The organism is Enterococcus sp. C74 (assembly GCF_040887125.1).
GTDB classification, from domain to species: Bacteria; Bacillota; Bacilli; order Lactobacillales; family Enterococcaceae; genus Enterococcus_B; species Enterococcus_B hirae.
In genome coordinates, this window is record NZ_JBFOFA010000018.1 from 1 (window position 1) to 13,763 (window position 13,763).

Annotated in this window: 13 protein-coding genes and 4 pseudogenes; 14 read left to right on the top strand and 3 right to left on the bottom strand. The window is 29.5% G+C overall.

What is annotated here, in order from left to right:
- The 5 genes and pseudogenes from AB3H93_RS13755 to AB3H93_RS13775 all read left to right on the top strand — a co-directional run.
- A partial coding sequence (locus AB3H93_RS13755; protein ID WP_161638207.1) for a hypothetical protein occupies positions 1–242 on the top strand: 242 nt, incomplete at its 5' end.
- A gap of 344 nt (positions 243–586) precedes the next feature.
- Complete coding sequence (locus AB3H93_RS13760) at positions 587–814, top strand: hypothetical protein (protein WP_081115476.1); 228 nt, start codon at positions 587–589, stop codon at positions 812–814.
- A complete protein-coding gene (locus AB3H93_RS13765; protein WP_081115477.1) occupies positions 807–1,145 on the top strand; it encodes a type II toxin-antitoxin system PemK/MazF family toxin in 339 nt (112 codons plus the stop codon). Before AB3H93_RS13760 ends, AB3H93_RS13765 begins: the two co-directional genes overlap by 8 nt.
- Positions 1,146–1,360: 215 nt before the next feature.
- A complete protein-coding gene (locus AB3H93_RS13770; RefSeq protein WP_337247786.1) occupies positions 1,361–1,501 on the top strand; it encodes a DUF3440 domain-containing protein in 141 nt (46 codons plus the stop codon).
- Positions 1,498–1,880: pseudogene (locus AB3H93_RS13775) on the top strand (ParB N-terminal domain-containing protein); the annotation flags it as partial. The gene AB3H93_RS13770 and the pseudogene AB3H93_RS13775, both read left to right, overlap by 4 nt.
- On the opposite strand, the pseudogene AB3H93_RS13780 reads toward AB3H93_RS13775, so the two are convergent.
- Positions 1,881–2,391: pseudogene (locus tag AB3H93_RS13780) on the bottom strand (ISL3 family transposase); the annotation flags it as partial.
- Positions 2,392–4,066: 1,675 nt separating this feature from the next.
- Positions 4,067–4,267 (bottom strand): annotated as a pseudogene (locus AB3H93_RS13785) (ATP-binding protein); the annotation flags it as partial.
- 179 nt (positions 4,268–4,446) lie between these two features.
- On the opposite strand from AB3H93_RS13785, the gene AB3H93_RS13790 reads away from it, so the two are divergent.
- The 3 genes from AB3H93_RS13790 to AB3H93_RS13800 all read left to right on the top strand — a co-directional run bounded on the left by AB3H93_RS13790 (position 4,447) and on the right by AB3H93_RS13800 (position 6,623).
- Positions 4,447–5,169: a nucleoside phosphorylase gene (locus AB3H93_RS13790; protein ID WP_081115478.1), complete on the top strand. Its 723-nt coding sequence runs from the start codon at positions 4,447–4,449 to the stop codon at positions 5,167–5,169.
- Between the two features lie 12 nt (positions 5,170–5,181).
- Complete coding sequence (pnuC, locus tag AB3H93_RS13795) at positions 5,182–5,883, top strand: nicotinamide riboside transporter PnuC (protein ID WP_081115479.1); 702 nt, start codon at positions 5,182–5,184, stop codon at positions 5,881–5,883.
- Between the two features lie 551 nt (positions 5,884–6,434).
- On the top strand, positions 6,435–6,623 hold the full coding sequence (locus tag AB3H93_RS13800; RefSeq protein WP_081115480.1) for a hypothetical protein: 189 nt from the start codon (positions 6,435–6,437) through the stop codon (positions 6,621–6,623).
- A gap of 42 nt (positions 6,624–6,665) precedes the next feature.
- Here AB3H93_RS13800 and AB3H93_RS13805 read toward each other — a convergent pair.
- Positions 6,666–7,196, bottom strand: a pseudogene (locus tag AB3H93_RS13805) (transposase); the annotation flags it as partial.
- Positions 7,197–7,609: 413 nt separating this feature from the next.
- Here AB3H93_RS13805 and AB3H93_RS13810 point away from each other — a divergent pair.
- The 6 genes from AB3H93_RS13810 to AB3H93_RS13835 all read left to right on the top strand — a co-directional run bounded on the left by AB3H93_RS13810 (position 7,610) and on the right by AB3H93_RS13835 (position 13,519).
- On the top strand, positions 7,610–8,248 hold the full coding sequence (locus tag AB3H93_RS13810) for an immunoglobulin-like domain-containing protein (RefSeq protein WP_161440452.1): 639 nt from the start codon (positions 7,610–7,612) through the stop codon (positions 8,246–8,248).
- Between the two features lie 208 nt (positions 8,249–8,456).
- A complete protein-coding gene (locus tag AB3H93_RS13815) occupies positions 8,457–9,026 on the top strand; it encodes a recombinase family protein (RefSeq protein WP_179130733.1) in 570 nt (189 codons plus the stop codon).
- 145 nt (positions 9,027–9,171) lie between these two features.
- Positions 9,172–9,393 carry a hypothetical protein gene (locus tag AB3H93_RS13820; protein ID WP_368020719.1) on the top strand — a complete coding sequence of 74 codons (222 nt, stop codon included), beginning with the start codon at positions 9,172–9,174 and terminating at the stop codon, positions 9,391–9,393.
- 78 nt (positions 9,394–9,471) lie between these two features.
- Positions 9,472–9,720 carry a hypothetical protein gene (locus AB3H93_RS13825; protein ID WP_161638217.1) on the top strand — a complete coding sequence of 83 codons (249 nt, stop codon included), beginning with the start codon at positions 9,472–9,474 and terminating at the stop codon, positions 9,718–9,720.
- A gap of 961 nt (positions 9,721–10,681) precedes the next feature.
- Positions 10,682–12,094, top strand: a complete 1,413-nt coding sequence (locus AB3H93_RS13830; protein ID WP_136771198.1) for an amino acid permease — start codon at positions 10,682–10,684, stop codon at positions 12,092–12,094.
- A 30-nt stretch (positions 12,095–12,124) separates the two neighbouring features.
- Entirely contained in the window at positions 12,125–13,519 is a 1,395-nt protein-coding gene (locus tag AB3H93_RS13835) for a glutamate decarboxylase (protein ID WP_081115486.1), read from the top strand.
- Positions 13,520–13,763: the final 244 nt, after the last annotated feature.

Consider the following 13,763-nt stretch of genomic DNA (forward strand, 5'->3'; position numbering starts at 1 on the left):
ATATGACAGAAAAATGTCAAGAAGAAAATGGCATTAATGTGGATTTAGATGCTAAATTTCGTAGTGTAGGAAAAATTGTCAAAGTGTTTCAAGATACCGATAATGAAAAGCAATATGCATTATTGGGTGAAGAAGATAGTCGTGGTGTAAAAAACGAAGTCCTATTTGTTGTTCAACTGGTTGAAGAAGATGGCCAATATAAAATTGATAATTTTCGCTATGAACAACTTCATGTACATTGAATACTAAAAAAGAGGGAACAGAAATGAAAAAAATATTATGAAAAAAATGAGCTACTACAAGATTTTTTACACCGATACTTAAACTACGTAAAAAATGAACTTTTAGCTGATGGGAAAGTAACAGAAGCACAAATTGTTTTATCAAGGCTGGATAGTCATTTATGTTTATGGGATCAAACAAGGATAGAAAAGTTAAAATACCAAGATATACTGGAATCTTTACAACGAATTGATCAACCAATTGGTATATTTTTTAGAAGATAATTCCAATCATTTTAAGAATATATACGTTGTTAAATTATGTTTTACATGGTAAGATTCGTTGTGAAGAGGGGGAATGTAAAATGATTAATGTAACAGCCAGAAAAGTTGGCAATTCAATCTCTATTTCAATTCCAAAACAATATAAAGTTGAAGCAGGAACAGAGTATGTCACCTATAAATCAAAAAATGGTGGATTGATTTTTACGCCAAAAATAAAAAATCCATTTTTGTCAGATGAAGCTTTTCAAAAGGCTGAAGATGAGGAATGGCAATTTTTAGCTCAGGAGGAGATAGAAAAGGATGTATGAACCGCAACAAGGTGATCTCATATGGTTGAATTTTACGCCTTCTTTTGGGAGAGAGATGAGAGGGAAACACCCAGCACTGGTTGTTTCTTCCAATGCGTATAATCGAAAAACAAATTATATTATTGTGTGTCCAATTACTTCAGGCGGAAATGATTTTTCTGGTTATATTCCATTGCATGGATATAAAATACATGGAAGAGTGAATGCGACACAAATTCATAGTTTCGATACTGATCGAATTGTGAGTAAAGAGTTTATAGATCGATTAAGAGGAGAAGACTTTTTATTAGTGAAACAAATCTTAGATTATTCACTAGAAATTGATTTTTGATGATTGATAAAAACTGAATTTGGCTCGATACAATATATTTTTAGAGTGTATCATAATATTTTTAATTTTTATCCATTATAGGATTGGAAGATTGAAGATATTTGGACAGCATATATTGCCAAAGGAAACTAGAAATATTTACTTGAAAAAATTTCATTCTTCAAAAAACAGACAATCATAAAATTAAATTTTATGATTGTCCAGATAATGTATCAATTAAACACTTTCGATTGGTTCTATCTTATAAAAGAATGTGTATTACTATCTTAAAAAATGATACTTTTGTTGCTATATGGGTTTTTCTCAAACTAGAGATGAATTACAAAAAAAGAGAGACAATGGTTCTATGGAAATAGATGAAAGATTTTTAAACCCTGTTTATAAGGTTTATAGAATTCCAATTAGTAAAATTCGAATTAATGATTATAATCCAAATAAAGTAGCGCCTAAGGAGTTAAAATTATTAGAACAATCTATTTTAGTAGATGGATATACAATGCCGTTTGTTTGTTATTATGTGAAAGAAAAAGATTATTATGAGATTGTAGATGGTTATAATGGTTATTTAGTAATGAAAAAAATCTCCTGAAATTGCGAAAAGAGAATCATTTATCTGTAGTTATCATTGATAAACTAATAACTGAAAGAATTATCAGTACCATTCGATACAATAGTGCTAGAGGTAAATATTCCATTGAAATTGTGCAGATGCTAGTAGAGTCAGGATTAAGTGATAACCGATTTAAATTCATCAAAGCATAAGACATTAGGCAAAGTCTGGTTGAAAGGGTTCGATGGGCGGTAGAATCTCTTCATGACACGATAAACCGAAGAAATGGAAATATTTTTCTAGCTAGTGATTTCCTTTATCATCTCATTTAAGTGAGTAACGATAGATCAACGAACTTTTTGACTAATAAACAGTGTTTCTTAGCGACAGAGATATCTCTACGAAGGCAATCTGGCAGGACTTTCATTTGAATCGTTGTTTCTTTAACTCCCATATAGGCCCGATACTCAAAGAATTCATTAAGTAACAACAGGATGGTTGCCGTCCCCTAATGAATGATCTTAGAGGGGACGACACAAAGACAATGCGGACATTCTTCTGGCGTGTATTAGAGAGTATCTTTGTAAATCAAACAAATTTGCCCATTATATTTTTTTTGGTTAAACAATTTTCCTCGAAATAGATATTTAAGTCTATAATATTTAGGTTATCATTGATAAGCTGAGTATAAGATATCTTGAATCCTTTTATGAATTGGTTCGCCAAATTAATTGTAAAGGATTTCAGAGTATCTTTTCTATATTTTTACATCCAAAAGTATAGAAACTATTTAAATGGATATATTTAAATAGTTTATTATTTTTCTGTAGAAATTGTTTCTACCGATTGAGTAATTGATTTTACAAGTATTTTCTATAAATACTTATCATTCAAAATATATAGGTAGGCAAGTATTTTAATATACATATTTATGTTAATCTTATTAAAAACATAGAAAAAGCCTCCTGAATTTTTCTCAGGAGGAATTATAAATAAATAGGGGGACTTATTTATCTAAAATTCGCATTTTTTATAAGTTTTAAAATTATTATCTTAATCTTTTTTATTTAATAGATTCAAATATGTAGGAAAATTATTGATAACAATACTTACTACGATGTTAATATTAGAATAATACAATACAACTTAGAAAATATAAATTTTCAGAAGCATATATTAGAGAAGTTTCTATAATTATTCCTGATAACTTTAGAAAAAGAATAAACTTCATAGTTCATTCAATTATTCTTTCCACTATAAACTCATAGCACCTCTTAGTATAGATATTTTAAACTAAGAGGTAACTATGATGGTGGGTGTTTAAGTTAGGTAATAGAATCAGCAAACAATGTAAATCAAAAATATTCAAGGAGACAATAACAATTTATTTAAAAATCTCTCTCAATCTTTAATCACCTAACTTGATTCTATTATAAATAAAAAAATCATTACATATTTTTTTATTTTTAGTAAACATATATAATTTATGATTTTTTTTATACTATTGATTAGGAAATCGGGATTATTTATTGAATAACAGTTATGATAGTTTAAAAAATAAACAATAATAAGAAAAAAAGAAAGTGCATTTAATCAGAATAATTCTAAAATTAAATTGAAAAAAAGATTTAGATAATTATTCAAACCAATAGCTTATAAGGCTGAAATTTAAAGTCTTTTTTTCATAAAGGATAATTGTCATTATAAATAATTCTATATACTTATTGACCATTTCCCAAAACTTATATATGAATTTTATTTATAATTGACAATTCCTTTCTCTTCCAATATCTCAAATTTTTAAACTCTGTAAGAAGGAGAATAAGGGATTAATCTCTTATTCCCCTTTTCTATTTTTACGAGTTAATTGATAAATTTAGCATCTTGAATATTTGTAATAATTTGTTGTACATGTTCATCATAATTATTTTTTAAATAAAATTTTGCCATTTGGTAAACTGTTTCATATTTCTTTGTTCCATCAAAATTACTAAATATTTCTATTAGACTTTTAATATCAGGATCTGTTTTTATTGTTTTTCGATCTTTTGCTGTTCAATCTTTCTTTTGTTTTTCTAGTAAAATCTGCGACTCATCTGTAGATATTCTAGATGTTTTAACTATTTCTTCAACTTTAGGTCATTTTTTTCATGCTTTGTCAATGCCATAATAAATACTTCCGTAAATTATTATTTGTCTAGTGTATTTCTTTAGAATCACTCTAGAAAGTGACCTACTCACTACTTAGCTAAACTTATCGGTTTTTAAAACTTGAAATGAGATATTTTTGGGAAAACAGCATACTTGATAGCTTATTTTTTCACTAGCAATGGTGTCTCTTATTTACCAATCATGAATGAAAAGTTAATGGTCATTCAAAAATGTAGGTTTTTAGCCCACAAATAACAAGGTTACCTATACGACAATTTTTTTCTTTATAATCTTTAATCTGATAAGATTTTCCATTAATTTTAGTAATCTTAGCGTGGTACACTAATTGATCGATGAGTGCATTTGTTAAGTTTTTATCTTGAAAGATTTCAGCCCATGGAAACAAAGGAATATTCGTTGTAAAAAATCTGATCAAAACGTCTTACTTTCTTTATACGAATATCATCCAATTCCTTCATACTATATCTTAAACAAGTAGATAAAATGAATTTTGGTAATAAAAATATTATTGACAAACGAAAACGATTATAGTAAAAATGACTAAAACGTTTTCTTTTTTTGTTTTAGGAGGATTAGTTTATGAATGTTCAACCCCATATTCGTCTAAATTCTGATATAGATGTTGATAGTGCCATTATTGTAGGAGATCCTGCTAGAGTTGATTTAATATTAACTATGATGAGTAATTTCCAATTTTTAACTTACAATCGAGAGTATAAATCATCTATAGGAATTTACCAAAATAAAAAAATACTAGTTCTTTCCACAGGGATCGGAGCTCCTTCTACTGCTATCGCAATTGAAGAGTTAAATAATATTGGCATTAAAAAAATTATTAGAGTAGGTTCTGCAGGAGCTATGCAACCTAATATTGATCTAGGAAGTATAATTATTGCTGAGGGAGTTGTAAGGGATGATGGACTATCAAAGAAATATATTCCAAGTATTTATCCTGCAGTCCCATCATTTAATTTGCTTGCTTCTGCATATAAATATAAACCTAATGCAAATTATGGAATTGTAAGATCTCACGACGGTTTTTATATGGATGATAATGAACAATGTGAAGATTTTTGGACTTCTAAAGGGATTATCGCCGCTGACATGGAATCAGGAATTTTATTTATAGTTGGTCGTCAAAGAAATATCGAAACCTTGTCGATATTAACGAATGTTGTTCCTTACAAAAATGATCTTAGAGAGGGAGTTAATAACTTTGTAGACCAGGATAGACAAATGATAAAAGGTGAGAAAGAAGCTATAAAATTAGCTTTAGACATTTTGAGTGATTCATTTATTTAGAGGTGAAAAGTAATGCAGAATAATTCTCATTCGTGGTTATATAATCAATTATTTTTGGATTGGAAAAAATTTGAAGTCATTTATTGTTTAGGACTGATTACTCTTCAATTATTAGTTTATGCAATTGCTCCTGATAGTTTGGTTGGAATGTTATCTGGTGTAACTGGGATCATGTCCTTAGTATATGGAATGAAAGGAAGAAGAGTAGCATTTATTTTTGGTACAATTCAATGCATTGCAATGACTTACATAGCATGGATTAGCCATGCATATGGTTCTTTTTCAATGGATATTATTTATGTTATTTCTCAACCAATTGGTTGGTTTATGTGGGGAAATGATGAATCAGTTCATCAATTTTCAAATAAAATGCGCCAATTAATATTCTTTGGTGCATTTATTGCTTGGTTAATGGGATGGTTTATTTTAAGTCAAGTAAATGGTCAATTACCTTATTTTGATTCAATAAATTTTGTATTGAGCTTTATTGCGCAAATTCTTTATATACTTAAATATAGAGAGAATTGGTCTCTATGGATTATAGTAAACTTGGCCAATCTTATTTATTGGAGTGTTTTAACTATACAAATTTTAAATGGAGATACAGCTATAGGTACTTTGGGTGCTAATTTATCTCAAGTGGCTTTACAAGCAGCATTATTATTTAATTCTATTTATGCTACAAAAGTATGGGCAGAAAACAGTCGAAAGTAAATGTTAAAAAAGAATAAAATTACTTGTCAATGTACTAAAACTCTCTATAAAATCAAAATATATCTTTATTTTCCAAATAAATGAATTTTCTCCGACTATTTTAACATATTTAGGCATTCATCCCTTATAAGTAGGGATGAATATTGTTCGGTGTTAGTAAATCGGAAATCGAAAAAGTAAATGATATAATTTTTTTGATTCCAAGCTCAATTGTGTAATTTCAGTCTGAAAACGTCCGATTGAAAGATATTGAACTAGCACCACAAGTAAAATGTGAAGTCATTCATGATGATGCAGGTGTAACAATGATTGTGATTAGAGTGAGAACAGAACTAAGTCTGTCATAGCATTATGTTGTAGTTTGCATTTTGACCGAGAGAAGCGTAGGAACTACGAGAATTAGCTTGGTCAATAAGAGAAAACTCTGCAAGTGAAAAGATAAGCTAGCAAGTATGCTCTTTTCCCAAGAACTTCCCACTTCAAGCATTAAGAACAATCAGGTTTAGCTAAGTGGCGAGTAGTTCACAATTTTTATTTCAAGAAGTGATCTTATGGAACAAAATTCAAAAATCATTTTGCGCAAGAAAATTTGTCAATTAACAAATGATCCAGAATGGTTAACGCATCCGGAAATCGTTGCTGAAGTGCAAAAAATTTCCAGACTTTTAGAACACCCTTATTTAATACATTCTTATAATACAGGCTCTTTGTCAAATGATGTTGGTAAAGAGAAATCTTAGAATAATTTGGGCAGAAAGAAGAAAAACTTCTTTCTGTTCTTTTTATTTGGTTAAAATAGTTTTACCGTGTCGAATCATGATCCGTCGTTTGAAATTATAAAAATTTCGAACCCCATAAGCATTGCGTTTTAATATGGTTGTTTAAACATTCGAGTGGTCCGTTTGAATAACTGTAGCGGAGAGCATTTTGAATCTGTGGCAGAAACTTTTTAAATGTTCGCAAAGTTGTCGCATAAGTTTCAGGTAGCTGGCTGACTTCTCTGGATAAACAGTCCTCAAATAGTGAATGCTCTCTTTTCTTTACTGCATAAAGAAAATCTTGGTATAACTGATAGCCACTTGTCGCAGGTTGGGACAAGTGGCTATCAGTCGATCGACAATCTCTCTTTCAGTTAAATAATCTTTAAAACTGGCACGCCAAACCTGTTTTTCATCGTTCAACTTTGCCTCTTCTTTTTGTAGGAGTTTCCAATAACGTTTCATTTTTTTACCAAGTCCATATTGGTATTGAGAAGCACTTTTAAGTCGTGACTTGGTTTCCTTCACTCGGTGGTTTAAAAAAGTTCTTCCTATAATTTTGTTACTATTCAAAACTAGAATCATATTCGAAGTATCTTTTTATCTCAAAATAAGTGTCCATAAAATGACAGATAAAAAATTTTAGTTAATTCCAGAAGAAATCACTCCTCATTTAAAGAAAAACAAAGAAATATTATTTTTAAAACAGATATATATAGTATTGAATTGTTTATATTTATTTTTTTATGATTATTTGTAAAAATAAAATTACATATTTAATATATATATATATATTAAAATAGTATTGATACAATTTGAAAGAATATTCTTTTAATATATAACATTATTAAAGGAAGGGGAATGATAACATAATGATGGTTCAGGGATGACTATCATAAAAAATAATTGTTCTATTGCAACAAAATACCATATGTCAATTATATAATGTTGAAAGGATTTATTATAAAATGAAGTTAAGAAATATTTTAGTCAGTTCAAGTATATTATTCAGTATAGGATGTTCCTCAGAGGTTATTGTACATGGAGACAGTATTGCAGATACGGCTAATGTGTCAGAGGTACAGGCTTATCAGTTAAATGTTAAAAAAATTTTTTGGACCGATCCTTATGTTGAAGGTGTTGGAACAGGTATTTCTCAAGTAAAATTTATTGTTGATGGGGTAGAGAAAGTCTCAGTCAATGTATCCAATGGTAAGTTTAAAGTACGTACATCTTTCCTAGGTTTAGATTCTAAAACAAAAGTATTTGAAGTAGAAGGAATTTCGAATACAGGTCAAATTGTTACAACAAAAAAATGTGAGGTTCTCCCTAAATTGCATGACGCTTATGAAATGAATACTTCACAGAATTATCATTTGGGAGATTCATATATTTCTGGTACTAATCAAGGGGGAATTGATACAGTAGCCTTAAGAGTTAATAACAAAGTCGTTAGAAAAAAAGAAACAACTTTGAATAGTGATGGACAAGAAGGTTTTTCATTATTCGCAAAAGATAAAATAACAAAAAATAAAGACAAAGTGGAAGTTGTCGGATATGACAGTAACGGTAACATTAGAACCGTAATTAATGTTAAAGTTAATTAATCCTTCTGATTAAAGAGTATCTTTATTGTATCTGGATGATAATATCATATATGTAAAGTGTCCATAAAATGACCCATTTCTGAACACTTTATTTTTTACCTTTATTTTTCAAAAAATGAATTCATTTTATGTTCATAAACCCATAACAAAATCTATGTTCATTTAAACCGTATAAATAAAGTTATGTTACAATAGATTTTAGTTAGGGGTGATTTTTTTGAAAATAGGATATGCGCGAGTATCTACTGGATTACAAAATTTAGATTTACAAGAAGATAGTTTAAATAAATTTGGTTGTGAGAAAATTTTTACCGATCATATGAGTGGGGCAAAAAGTAATCGACCAGGATTGGAAATGGCCATCGATTTTGTTCGTTCTGGAGATACACTTGTCGTTTGGCGTTTAGATCGATTAGGAAGGAATATGGAAGATTTGATTTTGATTGTGAATCGCTTGAATGAACGTGGTGTAAGTTTTCATAGTCTTCAAGAAAATATCACGATGGATAAATCCAGTTCGACTGGTCAACTTATGTTTCACTTATTCGCGGCATTTGCAGAATTTGAACGTAATTTGATCTTGGAACGATCAGCAGCTGGACGTGCTGCCGCACGCGCAAGAGGAAGGTTTGGTGGACGTCCTGAAAAATTGACCTCTCAGGATTTGGAATTACTGAAGACTTTAGTGGATAGTGGTACGCCTATTAAGACGATTGCAGAACGTTGGAATGTTTCTCGTACAACAATTTATCGTTACTTAAATAAAATGAAGGAATAAAAAATAAGTACAAAGACATTATCTCGAACAAATTATTTCTTATTATGAAAAACAACAGAGATATATCCAGTTATTTTCAAATCTGCAAATTATGAATATCTATAGAAATAACAATTTTAATCAATAAAAATCAGGTGAGAAATATATGTTGATTCAAGAAGGCATGGAACTTTCAACAATTGATGTGAATAAAAAATATTGCACAGGAAAAGTAGTTCGTTTTCGAAAAAATACTTTTATTATTGAAAATAAAACGGAATATGGAATTGAGCGATATTTAATTTCAAAAAGAAAATTAAAAATAGAGGGATATACGTTTCCGTTATGTGATCTCAAAAAAGACTTAAATAATTATACTAGTTTGTAATTTGATTGTTTTTAGACATTTTTTATATGTTAATATTTAAATATTTTTAATTTTAATAATTTAAAAGGGGATGAAATAATGATTCAAGCATATATGGATTATTGGAAAAGAAGTTTTAATTATACTGCAAATGTTAGTATGAAGGAGTTTTTGTCTGCATTCATCTTTAATTTGTTTATTCTTGCTATGATTTTATTAGTAGGTGTATTTGTTCCGATTACGTGGGAAAATGTAGTAATGGACTTTTGGTATATAGTAATGGCCTTGATGATTATTCCAACTATTTCTTTAGTTATCCGCATTATAAGAAAGATTTTACAAAGATAAAATTTTATGTTTTCTTGAAACATTGAATAACTTTTATTTTGTTTAAACATTGTTCAATGAATTTAAATTATAAAGTGAAGAAATTAAGTTAAATACTTTTTGTTTTTGACTTTCTACCAATATCATCTAATTAATTATGTAAAACCATTTTTTGGGAAATAAATGATTGATCTATTATCAATGAGTGGCGTACTAATTTGATATCATTAATAAATATATTCAAAAATTAAGGAAATAAATTGTCCTTACGAAACAATTAAAAGTATAAAAATTCTGATTTTTACTAATGAAAAAAAGACAATTTTTTTTAGTATTTTGGTTGTTTTCGTAAGGATTACAATTTGAGAGCGATAATAGAATAAGTTAAAAACGATACTGCCAACACTTGCATAAAATAATTTTCCATTTTTGAAAGAAAAGAAGTATATAATCTTTTCATGGTTAATAACTAACTAACTTTAGATAACGTATATAAAAATTTCTTTTGTAATAAATCTATTGGATTTTCTCATTTTAAAAATTAGTTCAAGTTATACAATTAACAATAAAAAACAAATTAGGTAATATATTTTTTATTTGACTATCTTTATTTATCGGAGTATTCTTAAATCGTAAAAATATAACATGTATTATTTTTATCTACATATTAAAAATCAAGTATTACTTTTTTGCTAAGTAAAAAAAATTTTTTACTACTTTTTTTCGTATTTGATATATAAATTGTTTTTTTCTAAAATAATTATTTACTCGTTAAGTAAGATAACTTAATGATATCTAAAATTAGTTATTTATTTCCGATAACAATGATACCGCTTTCTTTTTTAGCAAACACAATAATATCTAAGAAAGGGAAATACAGAATGCGAGTAATTGCAACATTGTTTGAAGACTTCATAATGACGAAAAAAATTAGAATTTCGCATTTATGAGTTTATTAAATAAATAATAAGGAGGAAAAACAATGGATAGAAGTACAAAAAAACTATCTTTGATGAGCTTTTTTGCTATAACTGCCTCAATGGTCATGACAGTTTATGAGTATCCGACATTTGCGACATCAAAGATGAATCTAGTTTTTTATTTACTAGTTGGTGGCTTTCTTTGGTTTATTCCTGTGGCGCTTTGTTCTGCGGAAATGGCTACTGTAGAAGGATGGGAAAAAGGAGGTCTTTATACGTGGGTATCAAAAACTTTAGGTAGAAAATGGGGATTTGCAGCTATTTTCTTTCAATGGTTTCAAATTACAGTAGGTTTCATTACAATGATTTACTTTATTATAGGGGCACTATCTTACGCACTTAATTGGCCTGCTTTAAATACAAATGTTTGGTTGAAATTAATCGGTACATTAATAATTTTTTGGTTGATCACAATATCACAATTTACTGGGACAAAAAATACCGCTAAAATTGCAAAAATAGGATTTTTTGTCGGAATATTAGCGACTGGAGTCCTTCTTTTCACTTTAAGTATTCTCTATATTGCGCAAGGAAATCCAGTAAAAGTCTCTTTTAGTGCGGATGCTTGGATTCCAGATTTTACTAAAATAAATACATTAGTGGTCTTTGTTTCATTTATTTTAGCATATGCAGGGGTTGAATCGTCTGCCAGTCATGTGAAAGATATGGATAATCCTGGAAAAAATTATCCTAAGGCTATTTTAATATTAGTAATTTTGACAATTATTTTAGATACATTGGGTGGTGCTACAGTTGCTGCAACAATCCCACAAGATCAGTTATCACTAGATACAGGAGTAATTCAAGCTTATTCTTATTTAATTCATCATTTTGGTGGAGGAGAAACTCTTATTCGTATCATTGCAGTCATTATTTGTTTAGGTGTTGTTGCTGAAATTGCCACATGGGTGGTTGGCCCATCGACTGCTATGCTTGAAGCAGCTAAAAATGGACTGCTACCAAAACAAATGGCAAAAGTTAATAAATATAATGTACCGACCAATATCGTATTAATTCAAGGAATAATCGTTTCTATCTGGGCAGTTGTACTAACACTAGGAGGAGGGGGAGCTAATCTTTCGTTCTTTGTTGCAATGGCTTTGACAGTATGTATTTATCTTGTAGCTTATGTTCTTTTATTTATTTCTTACATCAAATTAGTGAAAGAAAAGGAAGATTTAGCAAGATCATACCAAATTCCTGGTGGAAAGAAAGTAAAAATTGGTGTGGCAATTATAGGGTTACTTGTTTCAGTTTTTGCATTCTTTATATCGTTTTTTCCACCTAACGATATCGGTTATGGTAAAGGAGGAACGTATTTAGCCATCTTAATTATTAGCTGGTTAATTATTTTAGTTATCCCTTTTGGGATTTATAAAACATTTGATGAAAAAGGAAATAACAGAAAAATCTAAGAAATCAGTGCTTTTTAGGAGGAGAGAAAAATGTTATTCAGTAAAAAAAATAGACATGAAGCACAATATTTGGAACCTATTTTCGGAAATGAAGCGATGGACGAAGCGATTCCTATGTATAAACTGCCAAAAGGCTCGCTGATTCCTCGAGATGCTTATCAATTGGTAAAAGATCAATTAATTGATGAAGGTGTGTCAAGACAAAATCTCGCTACATTTTGTCAAACATACATGGAACCAGAAGCTGCAAAAATCATGTGTGAAACATTGGACAAAAATGCAATAGATAAAACTGAATATCCACGTACAGCAGAGATCGAAAATCGTTGTGTCAACATCATTGCTGACTTATGGAATGTTCCAGATGAATCTGATTTTATAGGTACCTCGACTGTAGGTTCAAGTGAAGCTTGTATGTTGGGGGGATTAGCATTAAAATTTGCATGGCGTAATCGTGTAAAAAAACTTGGTTTAGATATCAATAAACAAAAACCTAACTTAGTAATTTCTTCTGCATATCAAGTCGTTTGGGAAAAATTTTGTGTTTATTGGGATATTGAAATGCGCACAATCCCGATTGATGAAGAACATGGGAGTATCAATATAGACACTGTAACAGATTATTTTGATGAATATACGATTGGCGTAGTAGGTATCTTAGGAATCACTTATACAGGAAAATATGACGATATAAAGGCATTAGATAAAAAAATAGAGGAATATAACAAACAGACTGACTACAAGGTATATATTCATGTAGATGCTGCCAGTGGTGGATTATTTGTACCATTTATGGAACCAGAACTTGAATGGGATTTCCGTTTGAAAAATGTACGTTCAATTAGCACTTCTGGACACAAATATGGATTGGTATATCCTGGTGTTGGTTGGGTTATCTGGAAAGAAAAAGATTTTTTACCAGAGGAATTAGTCTTCAAAGTTAGTTATCTTGGAGGAGAAATGCCAACAATGGCAATCAATTTCTCAAGAAGTGCAAGTCAGATAATAGGACAATATTACACATTTATCCGTAATGGGTTTGAAGGCTATCGATCAATTCATAAAAAAACCAGTGATGTAGCAAAATATTTAGCAAAAGAAATTGATAAAATGGGTTATTTTGATATTTATAATGACGGTTCACAATTACCAATTATTTGCTATAAATTGAAGAAAGATGTTTCTATCTCTTGGAATTTATATGATCTAACCGATCAATTTGCAATGAAGGGATGGCAAGTCCCTACTTATCCGTTACCTGATAATCTATCAAATATTAATATCCAACGTTTTGTTTGTCGAGCAGACTTAAGTATGCAAATGGCCATAGATTTAATTCAAGATATGAAGACTGGCATTGATCACTTAAATCAAAGATCTATACGGAAAGAATCCCCTGATATTACTTATGGATTTTCCCACTAAAATTCAACAGATAAGTAATTATTTACCTCCTTTAAATTGTTTAAGTGAAGTGCACCCCAAAAGTTAGACTAAAAATCTAATTTAGAGGGGTGCTTTTTTTGAGGAAATACACACTGGAATTTAAGGAAAAGTGGATAGTCTTGCTTTAGCGAATACAAAAATTAATCTAGACAAGGCGTTCAATAATTTTTTCCGTGATGAATATGTCGTCGTTCAAAAGAAAAAAACTGGTTCAAAGTTGCAT